Below are 22,330 nucleotides of genomic sequence, written 5' to 3' on the forward strand. Positions count from 1 at the left end.
ACGAGGCGTAGGCTGCAGGGCATGGCGACCCTCGACGAGCACATCGCGCAGCGCCTGCGCGACAGCGAGCGCAGCGGCGAGCTGCGTTCGGCCCCCAGCTACGGCAAGCCCATGGTGCAGGACGACGGCTGGGATCAAACCCCGCCCGAGTTCCGGCTGCCGTTCAAGATCCTGAAGGACGCCGGCGTCGTGCCGGCCGAGGTCGAGCTGATGCAGCAGCTCGGCCGGCTGCGCCAGGCGCTCGCGACGACGACCGATGCCGAGCAGCGGCAGGTGCTGCAGCGGCGCATCAGCGATCTGCAGCAGACGATCGCGCTGCGGCTGGAGAAGTTGCGCGTGAGCGGCCAGCTGTAGCCGCCGCGTGCGACGGCACGCGCCTCAGTACAGCGGCGGCTGCAGCCCCTCCGCCGCAACCATCTTCTGCACCGCCGGCCGCGCCATCATGCGCTCCATGTAGGCGGCGATCGCCGGCTTCGTGCGCGCCGGCGCGGCGGCCGGGCCGGCGAAGTTGCGCGTCCAGCGGCAGAGCATGAAGCAGTAGGCGTCGACCGCGCTGTAGGCCTCGCCGAGCAGCCAGGGCTGGCCGTGGCCGGCGAGCTGGGCCTCGATCTGCTCCAGCAGCGCACCGGTCTTCAGCTGCGCGGCGTGCTTGACCTCGGCGGCGCCGGCGGCGTTGCCGGGGGCCACCATGCGCTCGTTGTAGAAGTAGTGGATCAGCGTCGCCTGCAGCGTGTTCGTCAGCCACACCATCCACTTGTAGTAGTGCGCGCGCTCGGCCGTGCCGAGCGCCGGCGCCAGGCCGGCGGCGGGCACGCGGTCGGCCAGGTGCATGCAGATGGCGGCCGCTTCGTAGAGCACCAGGTCGCCGTCGACCAGCACCGGCACCAGGCCGTTCGGGTTCAGCTTCAGGTAGTCGCCGGTCTTGTGCGCCTGCTTCTCGGTCTCGACCAGGACCAGTTCGAAAGGCAGGCCGAGCTCGTGGAGCACGACGTGCGGCGCCATGTTGGCGCTGCCGGGGTTGTAGTGCAGCTGGATCATCGCAAGGGCGGAAGGCGGAAGGCGGAAGGCGGAAGGCGGAAGGCGGAAGGCGGAAGGCGGAAGGACGGATGATGCCGCAAGGCGATGCGGCGACCGCGCGACGGGGGCAGGGCTCGGGTACCCTTGCACGCATGTCCTCGCTGCCGGACGCCGTCCTGCCCCGTCGCACCGCCGACGCCGGCACGCCGTCGCGCGAGGCCGAGGTCTTCGTTCGTTGCGTCGAACTGCTCGACCGCAACGCCCGCATCGGCATCGCGACCGGCATCGGCGCCCTGGCGATCATCGGCATCGCGCTGTTCCCGCAGCAATGGCCGCCGCTGGCGTACTGGCTGCAGGCGGCGGTGATCGCGGCGGTGCTGTCGCTGCAGTTGCTGCTGCCGCGACAGGCGCTCGAGCCGGGGCGGCTGACTGCCGCCACGCGCCAGCGCACCACACGCTCGCTGGTCGTGATGGCGCTGGCCACCAGCATCGCGTGGGGCTCGCTGCACCCGGTGTTCATGGGCCCGGAGACCGATCGCGTCGCGGTGCTGCTGTGCATCGCGATGGCCGTGCTGGTCAGCTTCTCGATGGGCAGCGCGAGCTTCCTGCCGGCGACCTATGCGTTGAACCTGCCGCTGGCGCTGATGTTCATCGTGCCGGCTGCGCTGCAGCCGACGGTGCACGCCCGGCTGGCGGCCGTCACCGCCGCGATCATCACCGCGCTGATGCTGGCATTCGCGCACAAGTCGCATCGCATGCTGGTCGACTCGGTCCGCATGCGCTTCGAGAACCGCGATCTTGCCGATGCGCTGACCGAGCAACGCGTGCGCGAGCGCACCCGCGTGATCGAGGAGGCCAGCCGCCAGAAGTCCGACTTCCTCGCCAGCATGTCGGACGAGCTGCGCACGCCGCTCAACGCCATCATCGGCCGCAGCGCGGCGCTGCAGGAGCTCGCCCCCGCGCTGCTGCCCGACCTGCGCAAGATCGACGTCGCCGGAAGGCAGCTGCTGGCCTTGATCGACTCGGCGCTCGACCTGTCGAAGATCCAGGCCGGGAAGATGGCGCTCTTCGAGGAAAGCTTCAGCCTGTACGAGCTGGCCGCCGAAGTGCGCGACCTCGTCGATCCGCTGGCGGCCGGGAACGGCAACCGCTTCGAGGTGCGCCTCGATGCCGCCATCGACCGCGTGCACGGCGACCGGGCCAAGCTCCGCCAGGTGCTGCTGAAGCTGCTCTCGAACGCCTGCAGGTTCACCCACCACGGCAGCATCCTGCTCGACATCGGGCTCGCGGTCGATGGGGGTGTCAGCGCGCGCGGCGGCCTGCTGCGAATGGTGGTGCGCGACACCGGCATCGGCCTCAGCGCGGAGCAGATCGAGTCCCTGTTCCAGCCCTTCGGCCAGGCCGCTGCGCGCGTCGCGCAGCCGCACGGCGGCACCGGCCTCGGGCTGGCCCTGTGCCGGCACCTGTGCCGCATGATGGGCGGCGACGTCGAGGTCCACAGCGAGCCCGGCCGCGGCAGCGCCTTCGTCGCGCGCGTCGAAGTCGGTTTGCCCGCCGCATGAACTGAAAGGAGACCAGCCATGGCCCTGCGACGGACGCTCGGACGCGTTCTTGGCGTGTTGTCGATCCTGCTGGCCGCCGTTGCCGCCATCGCGCAGGAGCGCGTGCTCGTGCTGTCCTCGACGACCTCGACCGAGCAGTCGGGCCTGTTCGGCCACCTGCTGCCGCGCTTCAAGGCCGCCACCGGCATCGACGTGCGCGTCGTCGCGCTCGGTACCGGCCAGGCGCTGGACCTCGCGCGCCGCGGCGATGCCGACGTGGTCTTCGTGCACGACCCGGCGGCCGAGGAGAAGTTCGTCGCCGAGGGCTGGGGCCTGGCGCGCAAGGCGGTGATGTACAACGACTTCGTGCTGATCGGTCCCGCCGCCGACCCGGCGAAGGCGCGCGGACGCGACATCGCCGCGGCGCTGCAGAAGCTGGCGGCGGCGAACGCCGGCTTCATCTCGCGCGGCGACCGCAGCGGCACGCATGCGGCCGAGCTGCGCAGCTGGAAAAGCGCCGGCATCGACCTCGCCACCACCCGGCCGGCCGGCTACAAGGAATGCGGCTGCGGCATGGGCCCGGCGCTGAACATGGCCGCGTCCCTGGACGCCTATGTGCTGGCCGACCGCGGCACCTGGCTCAGCTTCCGCAACCGCGCCGGGCTGGCGCTGCTGGTCGAAGGCGACCGCCAGCTGTTCAACCCCTACGCGGTGATCGTCGTGAACCCGGCGAAACATCCGCATGTGAAGCAGGCGCTGGCGCAGCAGTTCGCCGACTGGGTCACCTCGCCGGCCGGCCAGGCGGCGATCGCCGACTACCGCATCGGCGGCGAGCAGCTGTTCTTCCCGAGCGCGAACTGACCGGCGGTCGCCGAGCCGGCGCTCACGCGGCCGCCGGCTCGGCGGCGGCGCCGGTCCAGTCGCGCGCACGCAGCGCGACGATCACCGCCTGCTGCGCCGCGGTCGGCGCCTGATCGGCCAGCCGCAGCATCTGCACCCGCCGCACGATCGGGCAGTCGGCGGTGCGCACATGCGCCAGCCCCGCCGCGCGGGCGATCGACAGCGGCATGAATGCGACGCCGAAGTTCGCGCGCACCAGCGCCTGGATCCAGTCCTCGCGGTGCGACTGCTGCACCACCTGCACCTGCACGCCGCGCTCGTCGAGCAGGCGCTCGATGTGGTGCGTGAACTCGCAGCTCATGCGCTCGCAGTAGTGCTCGCGGTGCAGCTCGCCGAGCGCGATCGCCTCGCGGCCGTTGAAGCGGTGGTCGTCGCCGATCGCCACCACGTAGTCCTCGTCGAACAGCGGCGTCGCCTCGAAGCGCCGCGGGATCTCGTGCGGCGAGCACATCAGGCCGAGGTCGATGTCGCCGCGGTCGAGCGCATCGGTCAGCGCCTCGAGGTTGCCTTCGCGGAACTTCAGGGCCACCGCGGTGTGGCCGTCCTGCGCGTCGGCGAAGCCGGGCAGCACCTGTTCGAAGTCGATCGTGCACATCACGCCGACGCGCACCACCTCGTGCCGGCCGCGCGCGAGCCGGCGCGCATGCTCGCGCGCCTGGCGCGCGCCGTCGTGCAGCTCGCGCAGGTGCGGCAGCATCGCCTGCCCCAGCACGGTCAGCTGCACGCCGCTGTTGCCGCGGTCGAACAGCCGCCCGCCCAGCGTCTCCTCCAGTCGCTGGATGGCCTTGGTCAGCGCCGGCTGGCTGACGTAGGCACGCTCCGACGCGCGCGTGAAGTTCAGCGTCTCGGCCACCGCGAGGAAGTAGCGGATCTGGTAGAGCTCCATGCGCGTGCGTCGCGCCACCCCCCTCGGTCCTTACACGCCGCGCGATAACCGCCGCGCATCGGCCGATCTGCCGAAGCGATTTCACGCCGCCGCCGGTGCTGCCTAGATTTGCGGCCATCGCAGCTTTGCACCCGCCCCGGAGTTCCTCATGTTCATCGGCAAGACCGCGCTCATCACCGGCTCGACCTCGGGCATCGGCCTGGGCATCGCCCGCACGCTGGCCGCGCAGGGCGCGCACATCGTGCTCAACGGCTTCGGCGAGCGCGCCGCGATCGACCGGCTGCGCGCCGAGCTCGCCGAGGCCCACGGCGTGCAGGTGCGCCACGACGGCGCCGACATGGCACGCCCGGAGGCGATCGAGGACATGATGGGCCGCGCGCTGGCCGAGTTCGGCAGCATCGACATCCTGGTGAACAACGCCGGCATCCAGCATGTCGCGCCGGTCGACGAGTTCCCGGTCGACAAGTGGTACGCGATCCTGGCGATCAACCTGTCGGCCGCCTTCCACACCGTGCGGCTGGCGCTGCCGGCGATGAAGCGCAAGGGCTTCGGCCGCATCGTCAACATCGCGTCGGCGCATGCGCTGGTGGCCAGCAAGTACAAGTCGGCCTACGTCACCGCCAAGCACGGCATCGCCGGCTTCACGAAGGCCGTGGCGCTCGAAGTGGCCGAGGCCGGCATCACCGTCAACGCGGTGTGCCCGGGCTACGTGCTGACGCCGCTGGTCGAGCAGCAGATCCCCGACACCGCGAAGGCGCGCGGCATCACGCAGCAGGAAGTCATCCGCGACGTGCTGCTGGCCGCGCAGCCGACCAAGCGCTTCGTCACGGTGGAGCAGGTCGCGGCGCTGACCGCGTTCCTCTGCGCCGAGGACGCCGCGTCGATCACCGGCGCCGTGCTGCCCATCGAGGGCGGCTGGACGGCGCAGTGACCGTCAGCTTCTCCCGGGGCGGCAGCGCCCCTGTCCCCCTCCCTTCAACCTCGAGGACTCCTCCCATGAAATCGCTCACCGCTTCCGCCACCCTGCTGTTCGCCTCGCTGCTGGCCACCACGGCCCAGGCCGGCGAATGCCCCGCCGGCCAGCGCATGGCCAACCCGCTGACCGGCGCCGCGACCGCGCCGGTCGGCGTCACCGACGACGAGCTGGCAGCCATCGACCTGTCGAAGGAAAACGTCAAGCTGGCGCAGCGCCGGCTGCGCCTGCGCCACATGGTGATCCAGCCGGGCGGTATCGTGCCGCTGCACAGCCACGCCGACCGGCCGGCGCTGATCATGGTCACGGCCGGCGAGATCCACGAACATTCGAGCCAGTGCGCGGTGCCGATCCTGCACCGCGCCGGCGAGGTCGCGCGCGAGGCGCTCGGCACGCAGCACTGGTGGAAGAACTCGGGCAGCCAGCCGGTGCACCTGACGATCGCCGACATCGTCAACGATCGCAAGCCCGAGACGATGATGGAGCACATGTGAAGACCAGCCCGCAACCGATCACCTCCGACACGGCGGCGGGCGCTTCACCGTCGCCGCTGAGATCGCTGGCGCGCGACGACCGCCGCAAGCCGGCCGCCCCGCCGGGCCAGGTCGTGCTGGTGCTGCAGGGCGGCGGCGCGCTCGGCGCCTACCAGGTCGGCGTCTACCAGGCGATGCACGAGGCCGGCATCGAGCCGGACTGGGTCATCGGCACCTCGATCGGCGCGATCAATGCCGCGCTGATCACCGGCAATCCACCGGCCGAGCGGCTGGCAAAGCTGGAAGCCTTCTGGGGCCATGTCGAGCAGCAGTCGCTGATCTCGGGGCCCTTCGACTGGCTCGGCATGGGCAACCTGCTGGCCAACATGACCACCGTGATGCGCGGCATCCCGGCCTTCTTCGAGCCCAACGGCGCCGCGCTGCGCGGTGCGCATGCGGCGCTGGGCGTCGAGCATGCGGCCTACTACAGCACCGAGCCGCTGCGCCGCACGCTGGGCGAACTGGTCGACTTCGGCTACCTGCAGGCCTGCAAGACGCGGCTGACGGTGGGCGCGGTGAATGCGTGCACCGGCACGATGCGCTACTTCGACAGCCGCGACGAGCGCATAGGCCTGGAGCACGTGATGGCCTCCGGCGCGCTGCCGCCGGCCTTCCCCGCGGTGCGCATCGACGGCCAGCCGTACTGGGACGGCGGCATCTACTCGAACACGCCGATCGAGGCGGTGCTGGACGACAACCCGCGGCGCGATTCGCTGATCTTCGCGGTCAATGTCTGGCACCAGCGCGGGCCGGAGCCGGAATCGATCTGGCAGGTGATGGGCCGCCACAAGGACATCCAGTACGCCAGCCGGGCCGACAGCCACATCGCGCGCCAGCAGCAGATCCACCGGCTGCGCCACGTGATCCGCGAGCTGGTGAAGCAGCTGCCGGCGCGCCAGCAGGCCGACGCCGCGGTGCGCGAGCTCGCGAGCTGGGGCTGCGGCACGACGATGCACGTGGCGCACCTCGTCGCGCCGCGGCTCGAGAGCGAAGACCACACCAAGGACATCGACTTCACCGCCGCCGGGGTGCGCGCCCGGCGCGAGGCGGGTTACGCGGACGCCCGCCGCATGATCGAGCGCGCGCCCTGGACCGCGCCGGTGGACCCGATCGAGGGCGTCGTGGTGCACGAGTAAGCGCCGCCCCGACTCCGGGCATCCGGCGCGCCGGTGTTCAGCGTGGCGGCGGCGGGCTCAGCTGCGCCAGCAGCGCCTCGGGCAGGGGCCAGCCGAGCAGCTCGGCCAGGCGCAGCGTGACCCAGGCCGCCTCGCGCTCGTTCAGGCCCACCGCGGGCTCGGCGACGCCGGCCTGGCAGCGCGCCAGCACGTCGTCCTCCGCCAGCCCGAGGTCGTGGTGCGCCGCCTGCGCCCGCTCGACCATCTGCTGCGCGAGGTCCTCGCACAGCTCGTAGCGGGCGCGGAACTCGGCCAGCGGCAGCTGCAGCCGCCCGCGGGCATCGGCATGCAGCGCGTGGTACGAGGCGGGGATGGGGATCTGGTAGTCGTCGGACATGGGCGGCGGGACGATAGCCGATGCGGGTGCCGATGCGGGCGCCGCCGCGCCCGCGGCTGCGGCCTCAGCTGACGCAGCCGGCCTCGACCTTCGCCTGCTCCTTCACCACCACCGGCTCGGGAATGCGGTACCCGTAGCGCACCGCGGTCAACTCCGCCAGGATGCTCACGGCGATCTCCGGCGGCGTGCGGGCGCCGTTCTTCAGTCCCACCGGGCCATGCAGGCGCGAGAGCTGTTCCGCCGTCATCCCGAAGTGCTCGGTCAGCCGCTCCTTGCGCTTGGCCTGGTTGACGCGCGAGCCGATCGCGCCGACGTAGAAGGCCTCGCTCTTCAGCGCTTCCATCAGCGCCAGGTCGTCGAGCTTGGGGTCGTGCGTCAGCGCGATCACCGCGGTGTGGCCGTCGGGCTTCAGCGCGGTGACGGTGTCGTCGGGCATCGTGCGCAGCAAGGTGGCGCCGGGGATGTCGAAGCCTTCGGCGTATTCCTCGCGCGGGTCGTTGACGATGACCTGGTAGCCGAGCGCGCCGGCCATCTGCGCGAGGTACTGCGTCATCTGCCCGGCGCCGATCAGGATCAGCCGCCAGTGCGGGCCGTGGTGGGTGGTGAGCGTCGTGTCGGTCAGCGCCAGCTCGTCGGTTTCGGTGGCCGGCTGCAGCGCCACCTCGCCGGTGGCCAGGGTCAGCACGCGCCGCACGCGTTCGCCGCGCGCCAGCTGCGCCAGCAGCTCGTCGACCTGGGTGCGCGGCAGCACCGGTTCCAGCACCAGCTCGATCAGCCCGCCGCAGGGCAGGCCGAAGCGGTGCGCGGCGTCGGCATCGATGCCGTAGCGCACGACCTTGGGCACGCCTTCGGCGAGCACGCCCTCGCGCGCCTTGTCGATCAGGTCGTCCTCGATGCAGCCGCCGGAGACCGAGCCGGCGACCAGCCCGTCGTCGCGGATCGCCACCGCCGAGCCGGGCGGCCGCGGCGCCGAGCCCCAGGTGCGGGTGATCGTGCCCAGCACGACGCGGTGGCCCGAGGCGCGCCACTGCGAGACCTGGCGCCAGATGTTGAGGTCGATGTTGTCCATCGTTCGAGTCCTTTGCGTGCGACCGTTCGGCCGACGGTAAGCGAGCGGCCGCCCGGTCATCGACCCGGGTGAAACCCGGATTCTGGGGGGCCTCTGCGGGCGAGTGTTTCACTCTGGAACAGCTTGCCGCGCATCAAGCGGGCAAGGCCCCACGCGTTCAGGGTTTGCCCATAGCTGCGCTGACAAACGCCGCGTCCTAGGATCGGCTGCATCGATGCGCCGCGGTTCCCACGCCGGCGCGTCGTCACTTCAGAGGAGACCGCATGGGCACGACGATCACATTGACGGTCAACGGCCAGTCCGTGACCCGGGAAGTGCAGCCGCAGACGCTGCTGGTGGAGTTCATCCGCGAGACCTTGCGGCTGACCGGCACGCACGTCGGCTGCGACACCTCGCAGTGCGGCGCCTGCACGGTGCACATCGACGGCCGCGCGGTGAAGAGCTGCGGCATGCTGGCCGTGCAGGCCAACGGCCGCGAGCTGACGACCATCGAGGGCCTGGCCGCCGCCGACGGCACGCTGCACCCGATGCAGGCCGCGTTCCGCGCCTGCCACGGCCTGCAGTGCGGCTTCTGCACGCCGGGCATGGTGATGAGCGCGGTCGACCTGGTGAAGCACCACGGCTGCAAGAGCGAGGCGCAGGTGCGCGAGGCGCTCGAAGGCAACCTGTGCCGCTGCACCGGTTATCACAACATCGTCAAGGCCGTGCAGCAAGGCGCTGCGGCCATGAAGTGAACGGGAGCGCACCATGAACGCACGCCAAGGATTCGTCGGCCAGTCGGTCGAGCGGCGCGAGGACGCGCGCTTCCTCACCGGCCGCGGCCAGTACACGGACGACATCACGCTGCCGAACCAGAGCTACGGCTACTTCCTGCGCTCGCCGTATGCGCATGCCCGCATCAAGTCGCTCGACACCACCGAAGCCGCGAAGGCGCCGGGCGTGCTCGGCATCTTCACCGGTGAGCATTTCAAGGCCGTCGGCGGGCTGCCCTGCGGCTGGCTGATCAACAGCCTCGACGGGACGCCGATGAAGGAGCCCAAGCACCCGGTGCTGGCCGACGGCAAGGTGCGCTACGTCGGCGACCGCGTGGCGCTGGTCGTCGCCGAGACGCTGGAGCAGGCCAAGGACGCCGCCGCGCAGATCGAGGTCGACTACGAGGAGCTGACGCCGGTGATCGACACCGCGAAGGCGGCCGGCGCTGCGGCCAAGGTGCATGACGAGGCGCCGGGCAACGTCTGCTACCACTGGGGCATCGGCGACAAGGACGGCACCGACGCCGCGTTCAAGAACGCCGCGCACGTCACGACGCTTTCCTTCCGCAACAACCGGCTGATCCCGAACGCGATGGAGCCGCGCGCGGCCAACGCGTCCTACGACTTCAATGCCGACAGCTACACGCTGTACGTCAGCAACCAGAACCCGCACGTCGAGCGCCTCTTGATGTGCGCCTTCGTGCTCGGCATCCCCGAGCACAAGATGCGGGTGGTCGCGCCCGACGTCGGCGGCGGCTTCGGCTCGAAGATCTACCTCTACGGCGAGGAAACGGCGCTGGTCTTCGCGTCGAAGCAGATCAAGCGGCCGATCAAGTGGACCTGCGACCGCTCGGAAGCCTTCCTGTCCGACGCGCACGGCCGCGACCACGTGACGACCGCCAAGCTCGCGCTCGACAAGGACGGCAAGTTCCTCGCGCTGCGCGCGGACACCACGGCGAACCTGGGCGCCTACCTGTCGACCTTCTCGACCTGCATCCCGACCATCCTGCACGCGACCCTGCTGGCCGGCCAGTACACGACGCCGAAGATCTGGTGCGAGGTGACCGCGGTGTTCTCGAACACCGCGCCGGTCGACGCCTACCGCGGCGCCGGCCGCCCCGAGGCCACCTACCTGCTCGAACGCATCGTCGAGACCGCAGCGCACGAGATGAAGATCGACCCGGCCGAGCTGCGCCGCCGCAACTTCATCACCACGTTCCCGTACGCGTCCCCGGTCGGCCTGACCTACGACACCGGCGACTACAACGCGACGATGAACCGCGCGATCGAGCTGGCCGACGTCGGCGGCTTCGCGGCGCGCAAGGCCGCCAGCGAGGCGAAGGGCCTGAAGCGTGGCCTCGGCTACGCGGCCTACATCGAGGCCTGCGGCATCGCGCCGTCGTCGGTCGCCGGCGCCCTCGGTGCCCGCGCGGGCCTGTTCGAAGCCGGTGAAGTCCGCGTGCATCCGACCGGCAAGGTGACGATCTTCACCGGCAGCCACAGCCACGGCCAGGGCCACGAGACGACCTTCGCGCAGGTGGTGGCCGACCGGCTCGGCCTGCCGATGGAGGACATCAGCATCGAGCACGGCGACACCGGCAAGATCCTGTTCGGCATGGGCACCTACGGCAGCCGCTCGCTGGCCGTCGGCGGCACCGCGATCGTCAAGGCGGTCGACAAGATCATCGCCAAGGGCAAGAAGATCGCCGCGCACCTGCTGGAAGCCGCGGACACCGACATCGTGTTCGAGGGCGGGCAGTTCAAGGTGGCCGGCACCGACAAGGCCGTGCCCTTCGGCTCGGTGGCGCTCACCGCCTACGTGCCGCACAACTTCCCGCACGACAAGCTGGAGCCGGGCCTCAACGAGAACGCGTTCTACGACCCGAGCAACTTCACCTACCCCGCGGGCACCTACATCTGCGAGGTCGAGATCGACCCGGCCACCGGCGCGACCAAGATCGACCGCTTCACCGCCTGCGACGACTTCGGCAACGTGATCAACCCGATGATCGTCGAGGGCCAGGTGCACGGCGGCATCGCGCAGGGCATCGGCCAGGCGCTGCTGGAGCACGGCGTCTACGACAACGACAGCGGCCAGCTGCTGACCGGCAGCTACATGGACTACGCGATGCCGCGCGCCGACGACCTGCCCAGCTTCACCGTCGAGGCGGTCAAGGGCACGCCGTGCACGCACAATCCGCTGGGCGTCAAGGGCTGCGGCGAAGCCGGCGCCATCGGCTCGCCGCCGGCGGTGATCAACGCGATCTGCCATGCGCTGGGCGTCAAGGACGTGCCGATGCCGGCCTCGCCGCACACCGTGTGGCAGGCCGCCCGCGATGCCAATCTGAACCGCTGAAGGAGAACTCGATGCAAGCCTTCGCTTATTCGAACCCCGCGTCGATCGCCGACGCGGCCGGTGCCGCGGCCGGCGCCAACGCCAAGATCATCGCCGGCGGGCAATCGCTGCTGCCGGCGATGAAGCTCGGCCTCGCGGCGCCGGAAACGCTGGTCGACCTGAGCCAGGTCGCCGAGCTCAAGGGCATCTCGGTGTCCGGCGGCGTCGTCAAGATCGGCGCGATGACCACGCATGCGCAGGTGGCCGCCAGCGCCGACGTCGCCAAGGCGATCCCCGCGCTCGCCGACCTCGCCGGCCACATCGGCGACCGCCAGGTGCGCAACCGCGGCACGCTGGGCGGCAGCCTGGCGAACAACGACCCGGCCGCGTGCTACCCCGCCGCCGTGCTGGGCCTGGGCGCGACCATCCACACCAACACCCGCACCATCGCCGCCGACGCCTTCTTCACCGGCCTGTACGAGACCGCGCTGAAGGAAGGCGAGATCATCACCGCGGTCAGCTTCCCGGTGCCCGAGAAGGCGGCGTGGCAGAAGTTCAAGCAGCCGGCGTCCCGCTTCTCGATCGTCGGCGTGTTCGTCAGCAAGGGGCCGCAAGGCGTGCGCGTCGCGGTGACGGGCGCCGGCGCCTGCGTCTTCCGCGCGAAGGACATCGAGGCCAAGCTGGCGTCGAACTGGTCCGGCGCCGCGCTGCAGGGTGCGAGCTTCCCGGCCGACGGCCTGAACAGCGACCTGCACGGCTCGGCCGAGTACCGCGCGGCGCTGATCCCGGTGCTGGCGCAGCGCGCGGTGGCCGCGTCCTAGCGCGGCTGAAGCGCCGGCGGCGACACGTGCGTGCCGCCGCCCATGCCATCATCGAAACGCCGCAGGCCGCTGCGGCGTTTTTCTTGGAACGCCCGTGACCGACCCGACCGCCCCGATCGCCCCGATCGCCCCGATCGCCGATTCCCCCTCGCTGCCGACCAGCATCGACGACACCGCGAACCGCCTGCTGGCGCACGACTACGTGCCCGACCGCCAGCTGGCCACCGTCGTCTACCTCGCGCTGAAGTTGAAGCGCCCGCTGTTCCTCGAAGGCGAACCCGGCACCGGCAAGACCGAGATCGCGCGCACGCTGGCGACGATGCTGCAGCGGCCGCTGATCCGGCTGCAGTGCTACGAAGGCCTGGATCTCGCGGGCGCCGCGTACGAGTGGAACTACGGCCGACAGATGATGGAGATCCGGCTCGCGGAAGGAACCGCCACCAGCCGCGATGCGTTGGCGTCGGAGCTCTTCAGCGAGCGCTTCCTGACCAAGCGCGCGCTGCTGCAGTCGATCGACCCGGCCAACCCGGTGCCGCCGGTGCTGCTGATCGACGAGCTCGACCGCGCCGACGAGCCCTTCGAAGCCTTCCTGCTCGAAGTGCTGTCCGACTTCCAGATCACGATCCCCGAGCTCGGCACGGTGAAGGCGAAAGAGCCGCCGATCGTCGTGCTGACGTCGAACCGCACGCGCGAGATCCACGATGCGGTCAAGCGCCGCTGCCTCTACCACTGGGTCGGCTTCCCGACTGCCGCGCGCGAGCTGGAGATCCTCAAGCGCCGCGTGCCCGGCGCCGCCGATGCGCTGGCGAGGCAGATCGTCGCCTTCGTGCAGGGCCTGCGCGAGATCGAGCTGTACAAGCTGCCCGGCATCGCCGAGACCATCGAATGGGCGCGCGCGCTGATGGAGCTCGATGCGCTGGTGCTCGACCCCGAGGTCATCCAGCACACGCTGGGCGTGCTGCTGAAGTACCAGGACGACATCGCCAAGGTGCAGGGCAGCGAAGCGGCGCGGCTGCTCGAACAAGTGAAGCGCGACACGCAGGCGCTGTAAATGGTCCCCCCCGAAGCGCCTTCGGCGATGCCCCCTCGGGCTTCGCCCTCTCCCCCCGGGGGGCGACCCCAGCGGCCCGGCAGAGCCGGATCCGCGGCGTCCGCTTGGGAAGCCACGCTTCGATGCTGATCGCCCGCCAGACTCCCGGCCACCTCGCCGAGAACGTCATGCACTTCGCGCGCGTGCTGCGCGCCGCCGGCCTGCCGGTGGGCACCGACCGCGTGCAGCTCGCGCTGCAGGCGCTGCAGGTCGCCGGCTTCGAATCGAAGCGCGACTTCCATGCCGTGCTCGCCGCCTGCCTGCTCGACCGCATCGAGCACCGCGAGCTCTTCGACCAGGCCTTCGTGCTGTTCTGGCGCGACCCCGACCTGCTGGGCCGCATGCGCGCGCTGCTGCTGCCGAAGGTGCAGGTCAAGGACGGCATGCCACCGGCGCCCGAAAACCGCCGCCTGGCCGACGCGCTGTTCCCGCACCAGCCGCCGACGCCGCCCGAGGATGAGCCGCAGCAGCAGATCGAGCTCGACGCCGCATTGACCTGGAACGACCGCGAGCTGCTGCAGAAGGCCGATTTCGACACGATGACGGCCGACGAATGGCTGCAGGCGCGACGGCTGCTGGCCGACCTGCCGCTGATGTTCGAGCAGCTGCCGACGCGCCGCACACGCCCGGCCGCGCCGCCCGGCCGCCCCGACTGGCGCACGACCTTGCAGGCCATGGCCCGCCACGGCGGCGAGCTGTGGGACATGCGCTGGCGCCGCGCACGCACGCGGCCGGCGCCGCTGACCGTGCTGGCCGACATCTCCGGCTCGATGAGCCGCTACTCGCGCATGCTGCTGCACTTCGCGCATGCACTGGGCCATGCCGAGGCGCGTGTCGAGAGCTTCGTCTTCGGCACGCGGCTGACGCGCACGACGCGCCTGCTGAAGAGCCGCGATCCGGACCTCGCGATCTCGCAGGTCGTGCGCGCGGTGGAGGACTGGTCGGGCGGCACCCGCATCACCACCAGCCTGCAGGAGTTCAACCGCCGCTGGGCGCGCCGCGTGCTGAACAGCCGCGCGACGGTGCTCTTGATCAGCGACGGCCTGGAGCACGGCGACACGCAGCCGCTCGCCTTCGAGATGGAGCGCCTGCGCAAGAGCTGCCGGCGCCTGATCTGGCTGAACCCGCTGCTGCGCTTCGAACGCTTCGAGCCGCGCGCCGGCGGCATCAAGGCGATGCTGCCGCACGTCGACCGCTTCCTGCCGGCACACAATCTGCAGAGCCTGGCCGAGCTGGTGCAGGTGCTGCGCCAGATGGACACGGCCCCGCGCCGGCTGCACTGACTCCACCTAACTTCAGAAGTACGCGCCACATGCAACTCACCAACCAGCAGACCCTGCCCGTCAGCCAGGCCCAGGCCTGGGAGGCGCTGAACGACATCACGCTGCTGCAGGCGGCCATCCCCGGCTGCGAGAGCATCCTGCCGATCGGCCTGAACCAGTACGAGCTGCAGATCACCGCCGCGATCGGCCCGGTGAAGGCCAAGTTCAAGGGCAAGCTGCAGCTGGAGAACCTGCAACCGCCGACCTCGTACACGCTGCGCTTCGAAGGCCAGGGCGGCGCGGCCGGCCACGGCAAGGGCTCGGCCGAAGTGAAGCTGGAAGCCGTCGGCCCGCGCGAGACCATCCTGCACTACACCGCCAACGCCAGCGTCGGCGGCAAGATCGCGCAGATCGGCTCGCGGCTGGTGGACCTGGCGGCGCAGAAGATGGCCGCCGACTTCTTCGCCACGTTCACCACGCGGCTGCAGGAACGCTACCAGGTGGCGCCCGCGCCGGTGGCGGCCGCACCGGGCGGCGTGCTCGCACGCTTCTTCGCCTGGCTCAAGCGGCTGTTCGGCGGCGCCTGAACGCGGGGGCGGGCGGCCCTTCCGACGCGATAAGCTTCCCGCCCGGCGCCGGATGAGGTCGGCGCCGTCGACGAGGGAGGATTGAAAGATGAACAAGACGATGCGTCGCGCCTCGGCGGCGCTGCTCGCCATCCTGTGCACCGCGGGGGTTACCTGGGCACAGGAACAGGCACAGGCACCGGCGCCCGTGCCGATTCCGGCGTTCTTCAGCACGCCGAAGATGTCGAACCCGGTGCTGTCGCCCGACGGCAAGCGGGCCGCGGTGCTGGTCGGCAACGAGAGCACGGGCCACAACGACCTGGTCGTGCTCGAGCTCGGGACGTCGATCAAGGGTGCCGTGGCCGCCCGCTACGACGACGCCGATGTCATCGACGTGAAGTGGGTCAACGACGAACGGCTGGTGTATTCGCTGACCAACAGCCGCGAGACCTGGTACTTCAACCCCTGCCCGGGCTTGTGGGCCGTCAATCACGATGGCAGCAACATGAAGCGCCTGGTCAAGAACGACTGCCGCATCGGCGGCGTCGTCCTGGCGCCGACGGTCGCGCAGGCGCGCGAGCTGCCGCCGAACCACCTGCTGCTGCGCGTGCTGCGCGATGGCAGCCCGGATGTCGTGATCCAGCGCTTCAACTACGACGCCCAGTGGCGCGAGGTGCAGGACACGACGCCGCTGCGCCTGAACACCGTGACCGGCCTGACGCGGCCGGCGGCCGAACCGGGTTACCCGGCCAACCCGCAGCGCTGGGTCGTCGATCAGAACGGCTCGCCACGTCTGCTCTTTGCACGCGAAGGTGGCAACACCGTGATGCATTGGCGCGCCGACGACCAGGCACCTTGGCAGCGCATCGGCAGCTTCGACACCTACCGCGGCGGCGCCGGCGGCTTCAGGCCGCTGACCATCGGGCCGGATGGCGAGCTCTACGCCACGGCCACTCGCAGCGACGCCGCGCGCACGACGGCCCTGTACCGCTTCGACCGCCAGGCGCTGAAGCTGGAGAGCGAGCCCGTCGTCGGCGTCGCCGGCTTCGACTTCGCGGGTGCGCCGATCTTCGACCACCGCCGGCGCAAGCTGATCGGCGTGCGCATCACCGGCGACGCGACCGGCATCGTCTGGCTCGACGACGACACGAAGAAGCTCCAGGCACGCATCGACCAGCTGGTGCCTGGACACGTCAACCTGCTGCACGTGCCCGAGTGCGGCTGCTCGCGCTGGGTCGTCGTGCAGGCGTATTCGGACCGCCAGCCGAGCGTCTACCTGCTGTACGACCGCGAGACCGACAAGCTCGAGCGCCTCGGGACGGCCCTGCCCGACATCGATGCGCGCCGCATGGCCGAGCGCGACTTCGTGCGCATCACGTCGCGCGACGGCCTGTCGATCCCGGTGCATGTCACGAAGCCGGCCGGCAAGGGCCCCTGGCCGACGGTCGTGCTGGTGCATGGCGGGCCGTGGGTACGGGGCGGCGACTGGCAGTGGACCGCGGAATCGCAATTCCTCGCGTCGCGCGGCTATCTGGTGATCGAGCCCGAGTTCCGCGGCAGCGAAGGCTACGGCCAGCGCCACTTCGAAGCCGGCCTGAAGCAGTGGGGCCTGAAGATGCAGGACGACGTCGCCGACGCGGCGCGTTGGGCGGTGGACAAGAAGTTGGCCGACGCGAAGCGCATGTGCATCGCCGGCGCCAGTTACGGCGGCTATTCGACCCTGATGGGTCTGGTCCGCGACCCGGACCTCTACCGCTGCGGCGTCGCCTGGGTGGCGGTGACCGACATCGACCTGATGTACGACATCAGCTGGAGCGACCTGCCCGAGCATTGGAAGCGCTACGGCATGCCGGCGCTGATCGGCGACCAGGTCAAGGATGCCGCCCAGCTCGAAGCGACCTCGCCGCTGAAGCAGGCGCACCGCATCAAGCAGCCGCTGCTGCTGGCTTTCGGCAGTGCCGACCGGCGGGTGCCGGTTGCCCACGGCACGAAGTTCCGCGATGCGGTGAAGAAGACCAATGAGCAGGTCGAGTGGATCGAGTACGCCAACGAAGGGCACGGCTTCATCAAGCCGGAGAACCGCTACGACTTCTACTCGAGGATGGAGAAGTTCCTGGCGACGCACTTGCAGGCCAAGTGAGCGGCCACCACAGACCGAGGGAGACAAGATGACAAGCAGCAAGACATGGCGCCGGCTCGGCGCGCTGGCCTGTGCCTGGGCGTGCCTGGCAGCACCCACCGCCCAGGCGGCTGACACGCCGGCCCCGGTACCGATCGAGGCCTTCTTCAGTGCGCCCGCGATGTCCACGCCCGTCCTGTCGCCGGACGGCCAGCGCGCCGCGGTGCTGGTCGCGGACGAACGGTCCGGCCGCATGCGGCTCGGTGTGCTCGAGTTCGGCCCGCCGATGAAATTGACGTTGATCGCCAGCTTCAGCGATGCCGACGTCGAGGAGGCACGATGGGTCAATGACAATCGCCTGGTCTTCTCGCTCAGCAACAGCCTGGCCTCCGCGGCGTACCAGCGCGCCCCGGGACTGTGGGCGGTGAACCGGGACGGCACCGAGCGCCGCCGCCTGGTGGGCAATGACTGGCAGGCGTACTTCCTGCGAGAACCCTCGGCAGTCAACTCTCGGGAACTGGCCCCGAACCACCTGCTGCTGCGCGTGCTGCGCGATGGCAGCAACGACGTCGTCGTGCTGCGCTACAACTTCGACCGCGACTACAGGGAGGTCGTCGACACCACGCCGCTGCGCCTCGACACGGTCACCGGCCGTGCGGTGTCGGCCGCCGAGCCGGGCCACCCCGGCGGTGCGCGGCGATGGGTCGTCGATGGGCGCGGGGTGCCGCGGATGCTCTACACCGAGGCCTCGGGCACGACGACGGTGCACTGGCGTCCCGGCGCGGCCGCGCCGTGGCGGCAGGTCGCCAGCTACCCGACGTTCGCCGGCGGCCCGGGCGAGTTCGACGTCGAGACGATCGGGCCCGATGGCGTGATCTATGCCAGCGCGGTCCGCGGCGATGCGGAACGCACGCGCGCCCTCTATCGCTTCGACCAGCAAGCCTTGAAGCTGGAAAGCCAGCCGCTGCTCGGCGTCGCCGGCTTCGACTTCGACGGCCAGCTGGTCTTCGACCGCCGCGCCGGCAAGCTGCTCGGCGTGCACTACACCAGCGACGCGCCGGCCACCGAGTGGCTCGACCCGTCGCACAGGCAGCTGCAGGAAAAGATCGACAAGCGCCTGCCCGGCCTCGTCAACCGCCTCGCCGCCGCCGAATGCGGCTGCTCCCGCTGGATGGTGATCACCTCGCAGTCGGACCGGCAGCCGCCGCTGTTCTTCCTCTACGACCGGGAGACCGATCAGCTGCAGCTCGCCGGCCGGTCGAAGCCGGCCATCGATGCGAAACGCATGGCGGAGCGGGACTTCGTGCGCTTCAAGGCCCGCGACGGGCAGCAGATCCCGTTGCACGTCACGAAGCCCGCGGGCAAGGGCCCTTGGCCGACCGTCGTTCTGGTGCACGGCGGACCGTGGGTACGCGGCGGCCACTGGGAGTGGACCGACGACTCGCAATTCCTCGCCTCCCGCGGCTACCTCGTGCTGGAGCCCGAGTTCCGCGGCAGCACCGGCTACGGCGAGCGGCTGTTCCGCGCCGGCTGGAAGCAGTGGGGCCTGAAGGCGCAGGACGACGTCGCCGACGCCGCGCGCTGGGCCATCGGCGAGAAGCTTGCCGATGACAAGCGCATCTGCATCGCTGGCGCCAGCTACGGCGGCTACGCGACGCTGATGGGCCTGATCCGTGATCCCGACCTCTACCGGTGCGGCGTCTCCTGGGTCGCTGTCACGGACATCAACCTGATGTACGACATCACATGGAGCGACTTCAGCGAGACGTGGACCCGCTTCGGCATGCCGGTGCTGATCGGCGACCGGGAGAAGGATGCCGCGCAGCTCGAAGCCACGTCCCCGCTGAAGCAGGCGCACCGCCTGAAGCAGCCGCTGCTGCTGGCCTTCGGCGGCGGCGACCGTCGCGTGCCGATCGACCACGGTACGAAGTTCCGCGACGCGGTGAAGAAAACCAACGAGCGCGTCGAGTGGATCGTCTACAACGAAGAGGGCCACGGCTGGTTCAAGCCCGAGAACCGCTACGACTTCTATGCGCGCATGGAGAAGTTCCTGGCCACGCACCTGCAAGCGCGATGAAGCCGCATCGCCACCTCGTCGCCGGCGCTCTGGCCGCGGCGGTCCTTTCGGCGCCGGCCGGCGGCGCCCACGCGCAACCCGCGGTGGCGCCCGCCGCGCCCGCCACACCCGCCGCATCCGCACCGGCGCCCGCGCCCTCGCCGCCGCCGCTGCACCTGTTCTTCGGCGCCGAATCGATGGCGCGGCCGCTGCTGTCGCCGGACGGCCGGCGCGCGGCGGTGCTGCGCGCGAATCCTGAAACCGGACGCCGCGAGCTGGGCATCCTCGAGTTCGGGCCGCCCGCCAGGATGTGGGGCGTCGCGGGCTTCGTCGATGGCGACGTGCACAACGTGCACTGGGTCAACAACGAGCGCCTGGTCTTCAGCGTCGGTGACAACCAGGCGTCGTGGTGGAACCAGCGCTGGCCGGGCCTGTATGCGGTGGACCGGGACGGCAGCCAGCGGCGGCGGCTGATCCAGCGCGACTGGCGCCAGTCGGGCACCGGCACCGCGGTGACGTCGCGCGAGCTGCTGCCCAACCATCGGCTGCTGCGGGTGCTCGACGACGGGTCTGACGACGTGATCGTCGAGCGCGGAAACTTCGACGGTCCCGGCAATGCGCTGATCGACACGGTGCCGCTGCGGCTGAACACCCGCACCGGCCAGACCACCTCGGCGTTGAGCGGCGGCCATCCGCGCGGCACGCGCGAATGGATCGTCGACGGTGCCGGCCATCCGCGCATGGTGTCGGCCCAGGTCGACGGCCAGACGCAGATCCACTGGCGCGCCGATGCCGACGCGCCGTGGACCCTCATCGGCACCTTCGACAGCTACCGCGGCGGGCCCGGCGGATTCGACCCGCTGACGATGGGGCCCGACGGCGAGGTCTATGCCACCGCGGTGCGTGACGACGCCGATCGCACCAGCGCGTTGTTCCGCTTCGACCGCGCGGCCGGACGGCTGGAGAGCCGGCCGCTGGTCGGCGTGGCCGGCTTCGACTTCATCGGCCATCCGATCTTCGACCACCGCGCGAAGAAGCTGCTGGGCGTGCGCTACGTCGGCGATGCCACCGACACGGTCTGGTTCGACGAGGACATGAAACGGCTGCAGGCCCGCATCGACCAGAAGATGCCTGGCTTCGTGAACCTGATCGACGTCGCGACATGCGGCTGCTCGCCCTGGGTGGTGGTCACGTCCTATTCGGATCGCAGGCCACCGATCTACTCGCTGTTCAACCGCAGCGACGACCAGCTGCACTTCGGCGTCGGGCAGTCCAGGATCGGCATCGACCCCAGCCTAATGGCCGAGCGCGACTTCGTGCGCATCAAGGCCCGCGACGGCCTCATGGTGCCGCTGCACGTGACGCGCCCGGCCGGCAAGGGCCCGTGGCCGACGGTGGTGCTGGTGCACGGCGGGCCCTTCCTGCGCGGCGGGTCCTGGCAGTGGGAGCCGCTGCCGCAGTTCCTGGCCTCGCGCGGCTACCTGGTGCTCGAGCCGGAGTTCCGCGGCAGCGAAGGTTACGGCCAGCGGCTGTTCCGCGCGGGCTGGAAGCAATGGGGCCTCGGCATGCAGGACGACCTGGCCGACGCCGCGCACTGGGCGATCGACCAGAAGCTCGCGCAAGCCGGGCGCATCTGCATCGCCGGCGCCAGCTACGGCGGCTATGCGACCTTGATGGGCCTGATCAAGGACCCCGCGCTGTACCGATGCGGCGTCGCCTGGGTGGCCGTCACCGACATCGCGCTGATGTACGACCTGCACTGGAGCGACCTGTCGGAGACCTGGAAGCACCATGGCATGCCCGTGCTGGTCGGTGACCCGGTCAAGGACGCAGCGCAGCTGGAGGCCACGTCGCCCCTGAAGCAGGCGCATCGCCTGAAGCAACCGCTGCTGCTGGCCTTCGGCGGCGAAGACCGGCGCGTGCCGCTGGAGCACGGCACCCGGTTCCGCGATGCGCTGCAGAAGGCCGGAAACCGCGATGTCGAGTGGATCCAGTACGCCGAGGAAGGCCACGGCTGGTCGAAGCCCGCGAACCGCTACGACTTCTACACCCGCATGGAGAGGTTCCTGGCCACGCACTTGCAGACGAAGTGAGCGGCCAGCGGACCGCGGCCCTCAACCCCGGTCCGCCTCCACCGCCCGGAACATGTCCGCCAGCGTCTGCCCCGGCTCGTCGCGGAAGCGCTCGTCGAGCACCTGCAGCTCGGCGATGCGGTCGACGCGGAAGCTGCGGAAGCCGTTGCGCGCTTCGCACCACGCGGCCAGCGTCCACACCTGGCCCCAGAAGAAGCAGCCCAGCGGGCGCACGGTGCGTTCGCTCGCGGCGTCCTTGAGATCGACGTAGCGCAGGTGCAGCTTGCGGCGGCCCTCGGTCGCCACGCGGGCGGCTTCGAGGCGGCTGCGCGTCGCTTCGTCCAGGCCCAGCGACGGCGCGTAGACCGCCAGGCTCTCGGCGGCCGCACGCGTGGCCGGCGGCAGCACCGACAGGATCTTCGACAGCGCGCTGTCCGCCTGCTGCGACAGCGCCGCATCGAGGCGCGGCTGTGCGAGCCGCACGGCGGCCACCAGGGCCTTGGCTTCGTCGGCGGTGAACATCAGCGGGGGCAGGTCGAAACCCGATCGCATGCGGTAGCCGACGCCGGCTTCGCCCTCGATCGGCACGCCCTGCGCCGCGAGGTCGGCGACATCGCGGTACACGGTGCGCAGCGAGACCTGCAGCCGCTCGGCCAGGAAGGCCGCGGTCGACAGGCGTCGGCCGCGGATCAGTTGCACCAGCTGGAAGAGGCGGTCGGCACGGCGCATCGGGACGGGGGCGGCCAGGTCGGGGCGGTCATTGTCGCCCCGGCCGGCGCTGGCCTCGGCCGCCTGCAGCAGCGGCTCGTTGCGCGCCTCGTCGCGC

20 protein-coding genes are annotated in these 22,330 nt (G+C 70.6%); 15 read left to right on the forward strand and 5 right to left on the reverse strand.

All coding sequences use genetic code 11. The features are described 5' to 3' along the window. The first annotated feature begins 21 nt into the window (after positions 1 to 21). Positions 22 to 354 (forward strand): DnaJ family domain-containing protein, encoded by a 333-nt coding sequence (locus tag P1K89_RS10125; RefSeq protein WP_284616250.1) that lies wholly within the window; start codon positions 22 to 24, stop codon positions 352 to 354. A 24-nt stretch (positions 355 to 378) separates the two neighbouring features. Here P1K89_RS10125 and P1K89_RS10130 read toward each other — a convergent pair whose 3' ends face one another. Beyond that, the gene (locus P1K89_RS10130) at positions 379 to 1,038 is read right to left on the reverse strand and encodes a glutathione S-transferase family protein (protein WP_284616251.1); all 660 of its coding nucleotides are present in this window, start codon (positions 1,036 to 1,038) and stop codon (positions 379 to 381) included. A gap of 131 nt (positions 1,039 to 1,169) precedes the next feature. Between P1K89_RS10130 and P1K89_RS10135 the strand changes: the two genes are divergently transcribed. Together P1K89_RS10135 and P1K89_RS10140 are read left to right on the forward strand one after the other, a co-directional pair. Continuing rightward, positions 1,170 to 2,579: a sensor histidine kinase gene (locus tag P1K89_RS10135; RefSeq protein WP_284616252.1), complete on the forward strand. Its 1,410-nt coding sequence runs from the start codon at positions 1,170 to 1,172 to the stop codon at positions 2,577 to 2,579. An 18-nt stretch (positions 2,580 to 2,597) separates the two neighbouring features. Beyond that, the gene (locus tag P1K89_RS10140) at positions 2,598 to 3,419 is read left to right on the forward strand and encodes an ABC transporter substrate-binding protein (RefSeq protein ID WP_284616253.1); all 822 of its coding nucleotides are present in this window, start codon (positions 2,598 to 2,600) and stop codon (positions 3,417 to 3,419) included. Positions 3,420 to 3,441: 22 nt separating this feature from the next. Here the strand turns inward: P1K89_RS10140 and P1K89_RS10145 are convergent, their stop codons facing one another. After that, entirely contained in the window at positions 3,442 to 4,362 is a 921-nt protein-coding gene (locus P1K89_RS10145; RefSeq protein ID WP_284616254.1) for a LysR family transcriptional regulator, read from the reverse strand. A gap of 130 nt (positions 4,363 to 4,492) precedes the next feature. Between P1K89_RS10145 and P1K89_RS10150 the strand changes: the two genes are divergently transcribed. From P1K89_RS10150 to P1K89_RS10160, 3 genes are all read left to right on the forward strand, one after another. Next, on the forward strand, positions 4,493 to 5,275 hold the full coding sequence (locus P1K89_RS10150) for a 3-hydroxybutyrate dehydrogenase (protein ID WP_284616255.1): 783 nt from the start codon (positions 4,493 to 4,495) through the stop codon (positions 5,273 to 5,275). Between the two features lie 65 nt (positions 5,276 to 5,340). Next, positions 5,341 to 5,811 (forward strand): cupin domain-containing protein, encoded by a 471-nt coding sequence (locus tag P1K89_RS10155; RefSeq protein ID WP_284616256.1) that lies wholly within the window; start codon positions 5,341 to 5,343, stop codon positions 5,809 to 5,811. A gap of 65 nt (positions 5,812 to 5,876) precedes the next feature. Next, complete coding sequence (locus P1K89_RS10160) at positions 5,877 to 6,986, forward strand: patatin-like phospholipase family protein (RefSeq protein WP_284616350.1); 1,110 nt, start codon at positions 5,877 to 5,879, stop codon at positions 6,984 to 6,986. A gap of 37 nt (positions 6,987 to 7,023) precedes the next feature. Here the strand turns inward: P1K89_RS10160 and P1K89_RS10165 are convergent, their stop codons facing one another. Next, positions 7,024 to 7,362: a hypothetical protein gene (locus tag P1K89_RS10165; RefSeq protein WP_284616257.1), complete on the reverse strand. Its 339-nt coding sequence runs from the start codon at positions 7,360 to 7,362 to the stop codon at positions 7,024 to 7,026. A 64-nt stretch (positions 7,363 to 7,426) separates the two neighbouring features. Then, positions 7,427 to 8,431, reverse strand: coding sequence for an XdhC family protein (locus P1K89_RS10170; RefSeq protein ID WP_284616258.1), 1,005 nt, complete (start codon positions 8,429 to 8,431; stop codon positions 7,427 to 7,429). Positions 8,432 to 8,694: 263 nt separating this feature from the next. On the opposite strand from P1K89_RS10170, the gene P1K89_RS10175 reads away from it, so the two are divergent. From P1K89_RS10175 to P1K89_RS10215, 9 genes are all read left to right on the forward strand, one after another. Continuing rightward, complete coding sequence (locus P1K89_RS10175; protein ID WP_284616259.1) at positions 8,695 to 9,165, forward strand: (2Fe-2S)-binding protein; 471 nt, start codon at positions 8,695 to 8,697, stop codon at positions 9,163 to 9,165. A 13-nt stretch (positions 9,166 to 9,178) separates the two neighbouring features. Beyond that, a complete protein-coding gene (locus P1K89_RS10180; protein WP_284616260.1) occupies positions 9,179 to 11,539 on the forward strand; it encodes a xanthine dehydrogenase family protein molybdopterin-binding subunit in 2,361 nt (786 codons plus the stop codon). An 11-nt stretch (positions 11,540 to 11,550) separates the two neighbouring features. Then, positions 11,551 to 12,339 (forward strand): FAD binding domain-containing protein, encoded by a 789-nt coding sequence (locus P1K89_RS10185; protein ID WP_284616261.1) that lies wholly within the window; start codon positions 11,551 to 11,553, stop codon positions 12,337 to 12,339. A 151-nt stretch (positions 12,340 to 12,490) separates the two neighbouring features. Beyond that, positions 12,491 to 13,390, forward strand: a complete 900-nt coding sequence (locus P1K89_RS10190; RefSeq protein ID WP_284616351.1) for an AAA family ATPase — start codon at positions 12,491 to 12,493, stop codon at positions 13,388 to 13,390. 122 nt (positions 13,391 to 13,512) lie between these two features. Continuing rightward, positions 13,513 to 14,712 carry a vWA domain-containing protein gene (locus P1K89_RS10195; RefSeq protein ID WP_284616262.1) on the forward strand — a complete coding sequence of 400 codons (1,200 nt, stop codon included), beginning with the start codon at positions 13,513 to 13,515 and terminating at the stop codon, positions 14,710 to 14,712. Between the two features lie 29 nt (positions 14,713 to 14,741). After that, entirely contained in the window at positions 14,742 to 15,278 is a 537-nt protein-coding gene (locus P1K89_RS10200) for an SRPBCC family protein (RefSeq protein ID WP_284616263.1), read from the forward strand. Positions 15,279 to 15,366: 88 nt separating this feature from the next. Further along, positions 15,367 to 17,397, forward strand: coding sequence for a S9 family peptidase (locus P1K89_RS10205; protein ID WP_284616264.1), 2,031 nt, complete (start codon positions 15,367 to 15,369; stop codon positions 17,395 to 17,397). A gap of 28 nt (positions 17,398 to 17,425) precedes the next feature. Next, a complete protein-coding gene (locus P1K89_RS10210; protein ID WP_284616265.1) occupies positions 17,426 to 19,453 on the forward strand; it encodes an alpha/beta hydrolase family protein in 2,028 nt (675 codons plus the stop codon). Continuing rightward, positions 19,450 to 21,525, forward strand: a complete 2,076-nt coding sequence (locus tag P1K89_RS10215) for an alpha/beta hydrolase family protein (protein ID WP_284616266.1) — start codon at positions 19,450 to 19,452, stop codon at positions 21,523 to 21,525. Before P1K89_RS10210 ends, P1K89_RS10215 begins: the two co-directional genes overlap by 4 nt. Positions 21,526 to 21,546: 21 nt before the next feature. Here the strand turns inward: P1K89_RS10215 and P1K89_RS10220 are convergent, their stop codons facing one another. Further along, a complete protein-coding gene (locus P1K89_RS10220; protein WP_284616352.1) occupies positions 21,547 to 22,233 on the reverse strand; it encodes a helix-turn-helix transcriptional regulator in 687 nt (228 codons plus the stop codon). Between the last annotated feature and the right edge of the window lie 97 nt (positions 22,234 to 22,330).

The organism is Aquabacterium humicola (genome assembly GCF_030167915.1).
Taxonomy (GTDB): domain Bacteria; phylum Pseudomonadota; class Gammaproteobacteria; order Burkholderiales; family Burkholderiaceae_C; genus Pseudaquabacterium; species Pseudaquabacterium humicola.